Genomic DNA, 13560 nt, shown 5'->3' with positions numbered 1-13560 from the left:
CGAGCTGACTTGAGACCCAGACAGGCCCTGGCCTTCCTTATGCTGATCGCGCTGTGCCTGAGCGGCTGCGCCAGCCTCGACGTGCCCCATGAGCCCAGCCAGGCGCTGCCGGCCGCCGAGTCGGCCTTTGGTCGCTCGATCCAGGCTCAGGCCGCCCCTCATCAGGGACGCTCAGGTTTCCGCCTGCTGTCCGACAGCGGCGAAGCCTTCATGGCTCGCGCCGAGCTGATCCGCAACGCTCAAAGCAGCCTCGACCTGCAGTACTACATCGTCCATGACGGCATCAGCACCCGGATGCTGGTGGACGAATTGCTCAAGGCCGCCGACCGTGGCGTGCGCATCCGCATCCTGCTGGACGACACCACCAGCGACGGCCTGGACCAGATCATCGCGACACTCGCCGCTCATCCGCAGGTGCAGATCCGCCTGTTCAATCCCCTGCACCTGGGGCGCAGCACCGGCGTGACTCGCACCATTGGCCGCCTGTTCAACCTGTCGCTGCAACACCGGCGGATGCACAACAAGCTGTGGCTGGCGGACAACAGCGCGGCCATCGTCGGTGGGCGCAACCTGGGGGATGAATACTTCGACGCCGAGCCCAACCTGAACTTCACCGACATCGACATCCTCGGGGTCGGCCCCGTGGCCGAGCAGCTCGGGCACAGCTTCGACCAATACTGGAACAGCGCCTTGAGCAAACCCATAGGCAAGCTCCTGTCGCGCCTGCCATCGGCCAGGGAGCTGGCCAACACCCGGCTACGCCTGGAGCAATCGCTGGACGATGCCCAGCAGCAGAACCATGCACTGTTCCAGGAGCTCAAGGCCTATCGAACCCAGCCGCGCCTGGACGCCTGGCGCACGGAGCTGATCTGGGCCTGGAACCAGGCGCTGTGGGATGCCCCGAGCAAAGTCCTGTCCAAGGGCGAGCCCGATCCGCACCTGCTGCTGACCACCCAGCTGGCGCCGGAGCTACAGGCCGTCAGCAAAGAGCTGATGATGGTTTCGGCTTATTTCGTCCCTGGCCAGCCGGGCCTGGTCTACCTCACAGCACGTGCCGATGCCGGGGTTGCGGTGAGCCTTTTGACCAACTCCCTGGAGGCCACCGACGTGCCGGCGGTCCACGGCGGCTACGCGCCGTATCGCAAGGCGTTGCTGCAACATGGCGTGAAGCTCTACGAACTGAGACGCCAACCCGGCAATGGCGACAGCAGCGGCCCTTACCTGTTCCACGGCTCTTCGTATCCTGCTTCGGATTCCAGCCTGCACAGCAAGGCGATCATCTTCGACCGCCAGAAGTCCTTTATCGGTTCCTTCAATTTCGACCCGCGCTCGGTGCTGTGGAACACCGAAGTCGGGGTGCTGGTGGACAGCCCCGAGCTGGCCGAACACGTTCGCACCCTGGCCCTGCAAGGCATGGCGCCGGCCCTGAGCTACGAAGCGAAGCTCAAGGACGGCAAACTGGTCTGGGTCACCGAAGACAACCAGCAACTGCACACCCTGACCCGCGAACCAGGCAGTTGGTGGCGACGCTTCAATGCCTGGATGAGCAATACCATCGGCCTCGAACGGATGCTCTGAGCCCAGCCCTGTAGGAGCGAGGCTTGCCCGCGAAAGGGTTCTGCCAGTCAACATCTTGATTGAATGTAGTTCCGCTATCGCGGGCAAGCCTCGCTCCTACAACGCTTGGGGCTGGGGCGCGCCAAATGCGCCCTCGCGCAGCAACAGCACGATCAGCCCCAGCGCTCCGGCCGCCATCAGCAACAGCAAGGCATGCCCGCTGACCCACTGGCTGCCCGCCCCCGCCACCAACGGCCCGATCAGGCAGCCAATGCCCCACAGCTGGGCGACATGAGCGTTGGCACGCACCAGCGCATCGTCGCGGTAGCGTTCGCCGATCAGGATCAACGACAAGGTAAACAGGCCGCCGGCACTGGCGCCGAACAGCACCCACAGCGGCCAGATCAGCAGGGTGTCGAGTAGCAATGGAATGGCCAGGCTCGACAGCAGCAGGATTACCGCGCAGCCGGCAAACAAGGCGCGCCGCGACAGACGATCGGCCAGGGCGCCAATCGGCAGTTGCAACAAGGCATCGCCCACCACGACGGTGCTGACCATGGCCAAGGCGATGTCCTCGGTAAACCCCTGGCGCAGGCAATAGACCGGCAGCAAGGTCAGGATCATCGCCTCGAACGCGGCGAACAGCGCCACCGCCCAGCCGATGGCCGGCAGGCCGCGACAGAACCGCCACAGATCGCCAAAAGTCACGCTGCAAGACTCGCTGCTCGGCGCACCGCTGCGGCCCATCAGCAGCAACGGCGACACCACCAGCAGCGCCACGCCAACCCAGAAACCGTAGTCATGCTCGGTGCCCAGCACTCCCAGCAACAGCGGGCCAGCCAATTGGCTCAGGGCATAGCTGCTGCCATACAGCGCCACCAGGCGACCGCGCCATTGCTCCACCACCAACTGGTTGATCCAGCTTTCGCCCAGGATGAAGACGATGGTCAGCACCACGCCGATCATCAGCCGCAGCACCAGCCACAATGGATAACTCGGCAACAGCGCCAAAAGGCCGATGGAGATCGCCCCGCCCCACAGGCACAGGCGCATCAGCCCCGCGGTGCCGAAGCGCGCCGCCAGGCGGCTGGAAACCTTCGCCCCGAGCAAGACGCCAATCGCCGGCATCGAGGCCATCACGCCGATTGCAAAGGGCCCATAACCCCAGCTTTCCAGGCGAAACGACACCAGGGGCATGCTCACGCCCAAAGCCAAGCCCACACTCAGGACAGCCGCCAACACGGCGAAATACGTTGCCCAGCGCATCTCCACGCTCCTGTGGATTGTTTTTTCAGTACACAGACAACGCAGCCGGACCTCCCTTGCGGTAAGTCCGGCTGCGCGATGGACCGGTAACGGCGCGCGGGAGGGCGTCAGTCTGGACGCCCGCCCTGCGCGCCTCTTGAGTTACAGCTTGATCCAGGTCGCCTTCAGTTCGGTGTACTTGTCGAACGCATGCAGCGACTTGTCGCGACCGTTGCCCGACTGCTTGAAGCCGCCGAACGGCGCGGTCATGTCGCCGCCGTCGTACTGGTTGATCCACACGCTGCCGGCGCGCAGCGCCTTGGCGGTCAGGTGAGCCTTGGAAATATTGGCCGTCCACACCGCCGCGGCCAGGCCATAAGGCGTGTCGTTGGCAATCTGGATAGCTTCTTCCACCGTGTCGAAGGCGATGACCGAAAGCACCGGGCCGAAGATCTCTTCCTGGGCGATTTTCATCGCATTGCTAACGCCGTCGAAAATGGTCGGCTCAACGTAGGTCCCGCCGGTTTCCTGCAGGGTGCGCTTGCCGCCCACCACCAGCTTGGCGCCGTCGGCATGGCCGGATTCGATGTACGACAGCACGGTGTTCATCTGCTGGGTATCCACCAGCGCACCGACGTTGGTGGCCGGGTCCATCGGATTGCCCGGTTTCCAGGCCTTGAGGGCCTCGATCACCAGCGGCAGGAATTTGTCCTTGATCGAACGCTCCACCAGCAGGCGCGAACCAGCGGTGCAGACTTCGCCCTGGTTGAAGGCAATGGCGCTGGCCGCGGATTCGGCCGCGGCTTGCAGGTCCGGAGCATCGGCGAACACGATGTTCGGGCTCTTGCCGCCAGCTTCCAGCCAGACGCGCTTCATGTTCGATTCGCCGGAGTAGACCATCAGTTGCTTGGCGATCTTGGTCGAGCCGGTAAACACCAGGGTATCGACATCCATGTGCAGGGCCAGGGCCTTGCCCACGGTGTGACCATAACCTGGCAGCACGTTGAGCACGCCAGCCGGGATCCCGGCCTCGACGGCCAGCGCGGCGATGCGGATAGCGGTCAGCGGCGATTTTTCCGATGGCTTGAGAATCACCGAGTTACCGGTGGACAGCGCCGGGCCGAGCTTCCAGCAGGCCATCATCAACGGGAAGTTCCACGGCACGATGGCGCCGACCACGCCCACCGGCTCGCGAGTCACCAGGCCCAACTGGTCGTGGGGCGTAGCGGCGACTTCGTCGTAGATCTTGTCGATGGCCTCGCCGCTCCAGCTCAGCGCTTGCGCCGCGCCCGGAACGTCGATACCCAGGGAGTCGCTGATCGGCTTGCCCATGTCCAGGGTTTCGAGCAGGGCCAGTTCTTCGGCATGCTTTTTCAGCAGGCCGGCAAAACGAATCATGGTGGCTTTACGCTTGGCCGGCGCCAGGCGCGACCAGACACCGGAATTGAAAGTGGCGCGGGCGTTTTCCACGGCACGTTGCGCGTCGGCGGCATCACAGCTGGCAATTTTGGCCAGCAGACGGCCATCGACCGGGCTGATGCATTCGAAGGTTTCATTGGAAACGGCGGCGGTGTATTCGCCATTGATATAGGCGCGGCCTTCGATTTTCAGCTCGCGGGCACGTTGTTCCCAATCGGCTCGAGTCAGGGTGGTCATGCGAGTGTCCTCCTCTTGTTGGATACAGGCGCCACGCGATCAACACCGGCACCTTCAGGAATTCTGCCCGGCCAGCCTGCTTCGGCCCATGGCATTCGCCACCCTAAACCAGCGGCACCCGAAGTTTCAATATATTTGACAGAGGCCGGGCAAACGCCATTGCCATGTTCATTTTAATAAACATAGACTTTGGGCTTTCCAGCCAATCGCAGCGTAATCAGGGGGGAATACCAGCATGAGCATCCAGGACATCGTCGACTTCAACCAGGCCGGCACTGCGGCCGAACGCTACCGCCCCGCCCAGGAAAAGGTCCTCAAGGGCGACCCCGAACAAACCGTCTTCAACCATTACAACAGCCCGTGCGGGCAGATGAATGCCGGGGTCTGGGAAGGCGCGGTCGGCCAGTGGACGGTGAACTACACCGAGCATGAATACTGCGAGATCGTGCAGGGGGTCTCGGTATTGCGCGACGGCGAAGGCAATGCCAAGACGTTGCGCGCCGGCGATCGTTTCGTCATTCCCGCCGGCTTCCGTGGCACCTGGGAGGTGCTGGAGCCGTGCCGCAAGATCTATGTGATCTTCGAACCGAAAGCCTGAATTGCAGGCACAAAAAAACCCGCTTGAAGGCGGGTTTTTTTGTCAGAAGAAAAATCAATTACTTGATTTTGCCTTCCTTGTAGATCACGTGCTTGCGAACAACCGGATCATATTTCTTGATCTCGATTTTGTCCGGAGTAGTGCGCTTGTTCTTGTCGGTAGTGTAGAAGTGACCAGTACCGGCGCTCGAAATCAAACGAATCAATTCACGCATGATTAGCTCCCTTAAACCTTGCCATCGCGACGAAGTTCGGCCAGCACGACATCAATGCCACGCTTGTCGATGATACGCATGCCCTTGGCAGATACGCGCAGACGCACAAAACGTTTCTCGGACTCAACCCAGAAGCGGTGATGCTGCAGGTTCGGCAGGAAACGACGACGGGTTTTGTTGTTTGCGTGGGAAATGTTATTCCCAGTCACCGGACCCTTACCGGTAACTTGACAGACTCTCGACATGCCTCAGCCCTCTAAAACCACATGCCCAACCCGGCATGGGTTGGCCGCTTAATCTCTCAGTCATTTGGCGCCAGGCGCCGCGTTTCTTTAGGGTCTTACCGGCTACACCTACAAGCGAAGGAACCGGGCCCCTAGAAAAGAGCGCTGCTTTATACCAGAAAGACCCCGTAGCAACAACAGCCGGTGTGCTTTGGATTTCGAAAAGTCCCGACTTTCTTGCTCCGGATGCCAGCACCAAAGGCTGGCGGCATGACTGACCGCTCGTCGCAGAATAAATTTTCCGCGGATGAAACGGGCGGCAAAACCATCATGAACAACCGCCGCGAAGCTCGTTGCGAGCCAATATATGGAAAAACCGCTGTCAATTCATGCCTAATGTGGCCATCCCCGCCAGCCGCAGGCAGGCTCGACGCCCCAATAAACGCAAAAAAAGGGGATAGTCATTTTTCAGCGGGGCCACTAGGGTAAGCCTTTTCCAGACTGCACTCGCAGATGGGCCTTCGATCTGCAAAGGAAGCCAAACATGCGCCTCGCTGCCCTCCCGCTCCTGTTCGCCCCTCTTCTTCTGAGCCCGCTGGCCCACGCCGCCACATTAAGCGTGTGCACCGAGGCCAGCCCGGAAGGTTTCGACGTAGTGCAGTACAACTCGCTGACCACCACCAACGCTTCGGCCGACGTGCTGATGAATCGCCTGGTGGAGTTCGACGCCAGCAACGGCAAGGTGGTACCGAGCCTGGCCGATAGCTGGGAAGTCTCGGCCGACGGCCTGACTTATGTGTTCAAGCTGCACCCGAAAGTGAAGTTTCACCGTACCCCGTACTTCAACCCGAGCCGCGAGCTGACCGCCGAAGACGTGAAGTTCAGCTTCGATCGCATGCTCGACCCGGCCAATCCCTGGCATAAAGTGGCGCAGAGCGGCTATCCACATGCCCAGTCGCTGCAACTGCCGGTGCTGATCAAGAAGATCGACGCCCTGGATCCGCTGACCGTGCGCTTCACCCTTGACCATGCCGACGCCACCTTCCTTCCCACCCTGAGCATGGGATTCGCGTCGATCTACTCCGCCGAATATGCCAACCAACTGCTCAAGGCCGGTGCCCAGGACAAGCTCAACAGCCAGCCGATCGGCACCGGCCCCTTCGTTTTCAGCCGTTTCCAGAAAGATGCGTCGATCCGCTACAAGGCCAACCCCGACTACTTTGCCGGCAAGCCGGCGGTGGACTCGCTGATCTTCGCCATTACCCCGGATGCCAACGTGCGCCTGCAGAAACTGCGTCGCAACGAATGCCAGATCGCCCTGTCGCCTAAACCGCTGGACGTGAATGCCGCGCTTCAGGAACCGGCGCTCAAGGTCGAGAAAACCGCGGCCTTCATGACCGCCTTCGTTGGCATCAACAGCCAGCACCCACCTCTGGACAAGCCAGAAGTGCGCCAGGCCATCAACCTTGCCTTCGACAAGACCCACTACCTGAAAGCGGTGTTCGAAAACACCGCCGAACCCGCCAACGGCCCCTTCCCGCCCAACACCTGGAGCTATGCCAAGGAGTTGCCGGGCTACGCCCATGACCCAGCAAAAGCGCGCCAGTTGCTGGCCAAGGCCGGCCTGAAAGACGGCTTCCAGACCACGATCTGGACCCGCCCTTCCGGCAGTTTGCTGAACCCCAACCCGAGCCTGGGCGCGCAACAGCTGCAAGCGGACCTGGCGGAGGTCGGGATCCAGGCGGAGATCCGCGTGATCGAGTGGGGCGAGCTGATTCGGCGGGCCAAGGCCGGCGAGCACGACCTGCTGTTCATGGGCTGGGCCGGCGACAACGGCGACCCGGATAACTTCCTGTCCCCGCAGTTCACCTGCGCGGCGGTGAAGTCCGGGACCAACTTCGCCCGCTACTGCGACCCCGGCCTGGACAAGCTGATCACCGCCGGCAAAACCACCACCGAGCAGGGTGTACGCAGCAAGCTCTACCAGCAGGCGCAAACCCAGATCCAGCAGCAGGCCCTGTGGCTGCCGCTCGCGCATCCGACCGCATTCGCCCTGACGCGCAAGGATGTCCACGGATACCAGGTCAGCCCATTCGGTCGCCAGGACTACTCGAAGGTCAGCCTAAAGCCCTGAACCCCGGCTAAATCCAGCCGTACTCGGCCATCGACAGCGGCTCACCCTCGCCGACGATGAAGTGGTCGAGTACGCGCACATCCACCAGGTCCAGCGCTTCCGTGAGCCTGCGGGTCAGCACCCGATCCGCCTGGCTTGGCTCGGAAACGCCCGAAGGATGGTTGTGGCACAGGATCAGGGCCGCCGCGTTGTGCGCCAGGGCACGCTTGACCACCTGCCGCGGATAGACGCTGGTGGTGTTGATGGAGCCCTGGAACAACGCCTCGAACGCCAGCACCCGGTGCTTGGAGTCGAGAAACAGGCAACCGAACACCTCATGCGGCTCATGCCGCAACATCGCCTTGAGGTAATCGCGGACCGCCACCGGGCTTTCCAACACCGAATTGCGACTGAGCTTTTCCGCCAGATGCCGCCGCGCCATTTCCAGCACGGCCTGCAGCTGTGCGAATTTCGCCGGCCCCAGGCCCAGTTGCCGGCTGAAGGTCAATTGGTCCGCCTCAAACAGGCCGCGCAGGCTGCCGAACTGATGCAACAGGTGTCGCGCCAGGTCGACGGCGCTTTTTCCAGCCACCCCGGTACGCAGGAAGATTGCCAGTAATTCGGCATCGGAAAGGGCCAGCGCGCCCTGCTCGAGAAGCTTCTCCCGCGGGCGCTCTGCCGCAGGCCAGTCGCGAATGCTCATAGCACCTCCATGTGTGTGGGCGCCGCTGTTCCATAGCGGTCGCTGTGCTATCTTAGCCCATCTTTTTGCGTGGGATTTCCCCTGGGGAGGGGGTGTTACACGCAGCAATCATTGAACTGAAAGGCAGGCCTATGCAGCGGCTGTATCGGAAACGCATTGTTCTCGGCGTCGGCGGCGGCATCGCTGCCTATAAGAGCGCCGAGCTGGTTCGCCGACTCCTCGACCAGGGCGCGGAAGTGCGTGTGGTCATGACCCGTGGCGGCAGTGAATTCATCACCCCGCTGACCATGCAGGCCCTGTCCGGGCACCCGGTCCACCTGGACCTGCTCGACCCTGCGGCCGAAGCCGCCATGGGCCATATCGAACTGGCCAAATGGGCCGACCTGGTACTGATCGCCCCGGCCACGGCCGACCTGATCGCCCGCCTGGCCCAAGGCATCGCCGATGACCTGCTGACCACCCTGGTCCTGGCCACCGATGCCACCGTCGCCATCGCCCCGGCCATGAACCAGGCCATGTGGCGCGACCCGGCCACCCAGGCCAACACCCAGTTGCTGCAAAGCCGCGGCCTGAAAGTCTTCGGCCCGGCTTCCGGCAGCCAGGCCTGCGGCGATGTCGGCCTGGGCCGCATGCTCGAAGCCAACGATCTGGCGCTGTGCGCCGCCGAGTGCTTCCAGCACCTGGCACTGACCGGCAAGCACGTGCTGATCACTGCCGGCCCGACCCAGGAAAACATCGACCCGGTGCGCTACATCACCAACCACAGCTCCGGAAAAATGGGCTTCGCCCTGGCTGAAGCGGCGGTCGAAGCCGGTGCCCGGGTGACCCTGATCACAGGCCCCGTGCACTTGCCAACCCCGGACCGCGTGACGCGGATCGACGTGGTCAGCGCCCGCGACATGCTCGCCGCCTGTGAAGCCGCCATCCCGTGCGACCTGTTTATCGCCTCCGCAGCCGTCGCGGATTACCGCCCGGAAGTCGTCGCCCCACAGAAATTGAAGAAAGACCCTACAAACGGCGACGGCCTGCTGCTGCAGATGGTGCGCAACCCGGACATCCTGGCCACCATCGCCACCCGCCCCGACCGCCCTTTCAGTGTCGGCTTCGCCGCTGAAACCGAACATTTGCTCGACTACGCTGCACGTAAACTCAAAGACAAGAACCTCGACCTGATCGTCGCCAACGACGTGGCCAACCCGAGCATTGGCTTCAACAGCGAGGAAAACGCCTGCAGCGTGATTGACCGGGAGTTGCACGCAACTCTCTTCGCCCAGACCAGCAAGGGCAAGATTGCCCGCCAGCTGATCTCTTTCATCGCCGAACGGCTGAACCAGGTTTAACTCGCATGCACGCTTTACAAGCCAAGATTCTCGACCCACGCATCGGCAACGAATTCCCCCTGCCGCAGTACGCCACGCCTGGCTCCGCCGGCCTCGACCTGCGCGCCATGCTCAAGCAGGACACCATTCTGGAGCCGGGCCAGACCCTGCTGATTCCTACCGGCCTGTCCGTCTACATCGGCGACCCCGGCCTGGCGGCGCTGATCCTGCCGCGCTCCGGCCTGGGCCACAAGCACGGCATCGTCCTGGGCAACCTGGTCGGCCTGATCGACTCCGATTACCAGGGCGAACTCATGGTTTCGTGCTGGAACCGCGGCCAGACCGCCTTCAACATCGCGGTGGGCGAGCGCATTGCCCAACTGGTCTTGGTGCCCGTGGTCCAGGCGCACTTCGAAGTGGTCGAGGCCTTCGACGAAAGCCAGCGCGGCGCGGGCGGTTTCGGGCACTCCGGCAGCCATTGAGCAAAAAAAGCGGGCCGCGCCAGCGGCTCGCCTAAGATTGGTGGGTTGTGTTCAACACAAAAACTCAGCGGATTTATTCACGGACTTAACCACCGGGAATCACGGCAGAAGGTGATCGAAAAAGAGCCGATGCTCATCAGATGGCATTTTTGCACCATGAACCCAAGGGCAAAAACGCCGTCTTACCCTTCAGTTTGAGCCTTCCGGCCAGTATTCCGGCCTGTCCTGCCTCTTTTAGACGGAGCACCCCCAGTGATGAGCAATGCAGCCCAAGTCGTACCCAAGTTCCCTGAAAGCATCTTTCGCGCCTACGACATTCGTGGAACCGTTCCAGAAACCCTGAACGCCGAAACCGCCTACTGGATCGGTCGCGCCATCGGCTCCGAGAGCCTGGCCCAGGGCGAGCCGAACGTTTGCGTAGGTCGTGACGGTCGCCTGTCCGGCCCTGAGCTGGTGGCGCAATTGATCCAGGGCCTGCACGACAGCGGTTGCCACGTCAGCGATGTCGGCCTGGTACCGACACCGGCGCTGTATTACGCGGCCAACGTGCTGGCCGGCAAATCCGGGGTGATGTTGACCGGCAGCCATAACCCGTCGAACTACAACGGCTTCAAGATCGTCATTGCCGGCGACACCCTGGCCAATGAACAGATCCAGGCACTGCACGATCGCCTCAAGACCAACAACCTGAGCAGCGGCCAGGGCAGCATCACCAAGGTCGATATCCTCGATCGCTACGGCAAGGAAATCACCGCCGACGTCAAACTCGCTCGTCGCCTGAAAGTGGTGGTCGACTGCGGCAACGGTGCGGCCGGCGTGATCGCGCCTCAGCTGATCGAAGCGCTGAATTGCGAAGTCATCCCGCTATTTTGCGAAGTGGACGGCAACTTCCCCAACCACCACCCGGACCCGGGCAAGCCCGAGAACCTGGAAGACCTGATCGCCAAGGTCGCCGAAACCAACGCCGATATCGGCCTGGCCTTCGACGGTGACGGCGACCGCGTTGGCGTAGTGACCAACAGCGGCAGCATCGTCTTCCCCGATCGCCTGCTGATGCTGTTCGCCAAGGACGTGGTTGCGCGCAACCCGGACGCGGAGATCATCTTCGACGTCAAATGCACCCGCCGCCTGATCCCGTTGATCAAGGAATACGGCGGTCGCCCACTCATGTGGAAGACCGGCCACTCCTTGATCAAAAAGAAAATGAAGCAGAGCGGTGCCTTGCTGGCCGGTGAAATGAGCGGGCATGTGTTCTTCAAGGAGCGCTGGTTCGGTTTCGATGACGGTATCTACAGCGCCGCGCGGCTGCTGGAGATCCTCAGCAAGGAAAAATCCAACGCGGAAGAGCTGTTTGCCACCTTCCCGAACGATATTTCTACGCCGGAAATCAATATCCATGTGACCGAAGAGAGCAAATTCAGCATCATTGATGCGCTGCACGACGCGCAATGGGGCGAAGGCGCCGACCTGACCACCATCGACGGCGTACGAGTCGACTACCCCAAAGGCTGGGGCCTGGTTCGCGCCTCCAATACCACGCCGGTGCTGGTGCTGCGTTTCGAAGCCGATGACGAAGCCGAACTGCAGCGCATCAAGGATGTGTTCCACACCCAGCTGAAACGTGTTGCACCTGACCTCCAACTACCGTTTTGATTTTCTTCAAGCGCCTTTATTGAAGTGCCGGAGCCCTGAATGACCCTCGAACGCGATGCCGCCGCCAATACCGCCAAGGTCCTGTCCGAAGCGCTGCCTTATATTCGCCGCTATGTCGGCAAGACCCTGGTGATCAAATACGGCGGCAACGCGATGGAAAGCGAGGAGCTGAAGACCGGCTTCGCCCGCGACATCGTGCTGATGAAGGCCGTGGGCATCAACCCGGTGGTGGTGCACGGCGGCGGTCCGCAAATTGGTGATCTGCTCAAGCGCCTGTCCATCGAAAGCCACTTCATCGATGGCATGCGCGTCACCGACGCGGCGACCATGGACGTGGTGGAGATGGTCCTCGGCGGCCAAGTGAACAAGGACATCGTCAACCTGATCAACCGCCATGGCGGCAGCGCCATCGGCCTGACCGGCAAGGACGCGGAGCTGATTCGCGCGAAGAAGCTCACCGTGACCCGCAAGACGCCGGAAATGACCACCCCGGAAATCATCGACATCGGCCACGTCGGCGAAGTGGTCGGCATCAACACCGACCTGCTGAACCTGCTGGTCAAAGGTGATTTCATCCCGGTGATCGCACCGATCGGCGTCGGCGCCAATGGCGAGTCGTACAACATCAACGCCGACCTGGTGGCCGGCAAGGTGGCCGAGGCACTGAAAGCCGAGAAGCTGATGCTGCTGACCAACATCGCCGGCCTGATGGACAAGTCGGGCAAGGTCCTGACCGGCCTGACCACCCAGCAGGTCGATGCCCTGATCGAAGACGGCACCATCTACGGCGGCATGCTGCCGAAGATCCGTTGCGCGCTGGAAGCAGTACAAGGTGGCGTAGGCAGCTCGTTGATCATCGACGGTCGCGTACCCAATGCGATTCTGCTGGAGATCTTCACCGATACCGGCGTCGGCACCCTGATCAGCAATCGCAAGCGTCCTTAAGCAACACAAACAAAAAGACCCCGCTCAGCCAGGCTGAACGGGGTCTTTTTTTGCCTGTGCGATCCCTTGTAGGAGCGAGGCTTGCCCGCGAACGCGATCCGGCAGTCACATCATTGTCGAATGTGACGACGCCTTCGCGGGCAAGCCTCGCTCCTACAGGTCGGTATCAGACGCCGAATTGCGCGCGGTAGGCTTCCACCGCCGGCAGGTGCTGCTTGAGCGCCGGATCGTCTGCCAGGAACTGCAGGACCTGGGTCAGGGAAACGATGCTCACCACCGGAATGCCGAAGTCGCGCTCGACTTCCTGGATCGCCGACAACTCACCGTTGCCACGCTCCTGGCGGTTCAGGGCGATCAACACACCCGCCGCCTTGGCACCTTCCTGGGACTCGATGATCTGCATCACTTCGCGAATTGCCGTACCCGCGGTGATCACGTCGTCGATGATCAGCACATCGCCAGTCAATGGCGCGCCGACCAGGCTGCCGCCTTCGCCGTGTGCCTTGGCTTCCTTGCGGTTGAAGCACCATGGCAGATCGCGCTGATGATGCTCGGCCAAGGCAACGGCTGTCGCGGCCGCCAAAGGGATGCCTTTGTACGCAGGGCCGAAAAGCACGTCGAAGGAAATGCCGCTGTCGACGATCGCCGCAGCATAAAAACGCCCCAGCTGCGCCAGGGCCGAACCGCTGTTGAACAGGCCGGCATTGAAGAAGTAAGGACTGGTACGCCCGGACTTAAGGGTGAACTCACCGAAGCGCAAAACCCCGCGATCGATGGCAAAACGAATGAAATCGCGCTGATACGCCTGCATGAAAAAGCCCCAAATACCACGGATTTAGCTAATTAGGTAG

General features: G+C 61.9%; 12 protein-coding genes and 1 pseudogene. 7 read left to right on the top strand and 6 right to left on the bottom strand.

What is annotated here, in order from left to right; translation table 11 throughout:
- Positions 1–9: 9 nt before the first annotated feature.
- Complete coding sequence (locus tag BLV20_RS05190) at positions 10–1578, top strand: phospholipase D family protein (protein WP_092297895.1); 1569 nt, start codon at positions 10–12, stop codon at positions 1576–1578.
- Positions 1579–1674: 96 nt separating this feature from the next.
- On the opposite strand, the gene BLV20_RS05185 is transcribed toward BLV20_RS05190, so the two are convergent.
- Entirely contained in the window at positions 1675–2823 is a 1149-nt protein-coding gene (locus BLV20_RS05185; RefSeq protein ID WP_092297892.1) for an MFS transporter, read from the bottom strand.
- 141 nt (positions 2824–2964) lie between these two features.
- Positions 2965–4458, bottom strand: coding sequence for an aldehyde dehydrogenase (locus BLV20_RS05180; RefSeq protein ID WP_092297889.1), 1494 nt, complete (start codon positions 4456–4458; stop codon positions 2965–2967).
- 235 nt (positions 4459–4693) lie between these two features.
- Here BLV20_RS05180 and BLV20_RS05175 point away from each other — a divergent pair, with 235 nt between their 5' ends.
- On the top strand, positions 4694–5056 hold the full coding sequence (locus tag BLV20_RS05175) for a cupin domain-containing protein (protein ID WP_092297887.1): 363 nt from the start codon (positions 4694–4696) through the stop codon (positions 5054–5056).
- A gap of 58 nt (positions 5057–5114) precedes the next feature.
- On the opposite strand, the gene rpmG is transcribed toward BLV20_RS05175, so the two are convergent.
- Together rpmG and rpmB are read right to left on the bottom strand one after the other, a co-directional pair.
- Complete coding sequence (gene rpmG / locus BLV20_RS05170) at positions 5115–5270, bottom strand: 50S ribosomal protein L33 (protein WP_003177274.1); 156 nt, start codon at positions 5268–5270, stop codon at positions 5115–5117.
- Positions 5271–5281: 11 nt separating this feature from the next.
- Entirely contained in the window at positions 5282–5515 is a 234-nt protein-coding gene (rpmB, locus tag BLV20_RS05165; RefSeq protein ID WP_007921114.1) for a 50S ribosomal protein L28, read from the bottom strand.
- Positions 5516–6038: 523 nt separating this feature from the next.
- On the opposite strand from rpmB, the gene BLV20_RS05160 reads away from it, so the two are divergent.
- Entirely contained in the window at positions 6039–7628 is a 1590-nt protein-coding gene (locus tag BLV20_RS05160) for an ABC transporter substrate-binding protein (protein ID WP_092297884.1), read from the top strand.
- A gap of 7 nt (positions 7629–7635) precedes the next feature.
- On the opposite strand, the gene radC is transcribed toward BLV20_RS05160, so the two are convergent.
- A complete protein-coding gene (radC, locus tag BLV20_RS05155; RefSeq protein ID WP_092297881.1) occupies positions 7636–8310 on the bottom strand; it encodes a RadC family protein in 675 nt (224 codons plus the stop codon).
- A gap of 131 nt (positions 8311–8441) precedes the next feature.
- Between radC and coaBC the strand changes: the two genes are divergently transcribed.
- The 4 genes and pseudogenes from coaBC to argB all read left to right on the top strand — a co-directional run bounded on the left by coaBC (position 8442) and on the right by argB (position 12709).
- Positions 8442–9650: a bifunctional phosphopantothenoylcysteine decarboxylase/phosphopantothenate--cysteine ligase CoaBC gene (coaBC, locus tag BLV20_RS05150; protein ID WP_092297878.1), complete on the top strand. Its 1209-nt coding sequence runs from the start codon at positions 8442–8444 to the stop codon at positions 9648–9650.
- 5 nt (positions 9651–9655) lie between these two features.
- Positions 9656–10111 (top strand): dUTP diphosphatase, encoded by a 456-nt coding sequence (gene dut / locus BLV20_RS05145; protein ID WP_016703155.1) that lies wholly within the window; start codon positions 9656–9658, stop codon positions 10109–10111.
- 249 nt (positions 10112–10360) lie between these two features.
- Positions 10361–11764: pseudogene (locus BLV20_RS05140) on the top strand (phosphomannomutase/phosphoglucomutase); the annotation flags it as partial.
- Positions 11765–11803: 39 nt separating this feature from the next.
- Entirely contained in the window at positions 11804–12709 is a 906-nt protein-coding gene (gene argB / locus BLV20_RS05135) for an acetylglutamate kinase (RefSeq protein WP_007921120.1), read from the top strand.
- 166 nt (positions 12710–12875) lie between these two features.
- On the opposite strand, the gene pyrE is transcribed toward argB, so the two are convergent.
- Positions 12876–13520, bottom strand: a complete 645-nt coding sequence (pyrE, locus tag BLV20_RS05130) for an orotate phosphoribosyltransferase (protein WP_007921122.1) — start codon at positions 13518–13520, stop codon at positions 12876–12878.
- Positions 13521–13560 lie beyond the last annotated feature (40 nt).

This window comes from Pseudomonas sp. NFIX28 (assembly GCF_900107395.1).
GTDB lineage: Bacteria > Pseudomonadota > Gammaproteobacteria > Pseudomonadales > Pseudomonadaceae > Aquipseudomonas.
The sequence above is the reverse complement of the archived record's forward strand: the minus strand, read 5'-3'. Positions and strand labels throughout refer to the sequence as shown.

What these genes read in the sequence shown, in the direction of transcription:
- rpmG (WP_003177274.1), bottom strand. Translation starts at nt 5,270, where the DNA reads ATGCGTGAATTGATTCGTTTGATTTCGAGCGCCGGTACTGGTCACTTC.
- radC (WP_092297881.1), bottom strand. Translation starts at nt 8,310, where the DNA reads ATGAGCATTCGCGACTGGCCTGCGGCAGAGCGCCCGCGGGAGAAGCTT.
- BLV20_RS05185 (WP_092297892.1), bottom strand. Translation starts at nt 2,823, where the DNA reads ATGCGCTGGGCAACGTATTTCGCCGTGTTGGCGGCTGTCCTGAGTGTG.
- argB (WP_007921120.1), top strand. Translation starts at nt 11,804, where the DNA reads ATGACCCTCGAACGCGATGCCGCCGCCAATACCGCCAAGGTCCTGTCC.
- rpmB (WP_007921114.1), bottom strand. Translation starts at nt 5,515, where the DNA reads ATGTCGAGAGTCTGTCAAGTTACCGGTAAGGGTCCGGTGACTGGGAAT.
- pyrE (WP_007921122.1), bottom strand. Translation starts at nt 13,520, where the DNA reads ATGCAGGCGTATCAGCGCGATTTCATTCGTTTTGCCATCGATCGCGGG.
- dut (WP_016703155.1), top strand. Translation starts at nt 9,656, where the DNA reads ATGCACGCTTTACAAGCCAAGATTCTCGACCCACGCATCGGCAACGAA.
- BLV20_RS05160 (WP_092297884.1), top strand. Translation starts at nt 6,039, where the DNA reads ATGCGCCTCGCTGCCCTCCCGCTCCTGTTCGCCCCTCTTCTTCTGAGC.
- BLV20_RS05175 (WP_092297887.1), top strand. Translation starts at nt 4,694, where the DNA reads ATGAGCATCCAGGACATCGTCGACTTCAACCAGGCCGGCACTGCGGCC.
- BLV20_RS05180 (WP_092297889.1), bottom strand. Translation starts at nt 4,458, where the DNA reads ATGACCACCCTGACTCGAGCCGATTGGGAACAACGTGCCCGCGAGCTG.
- coaBC (WP_092297878.1), top strand. Translation starts at nt 8,442, where the DNA reads ATGCAGCGGCTGTATCGGAAACGCATTGTTCTCGGCGTCGGCGGCGGC.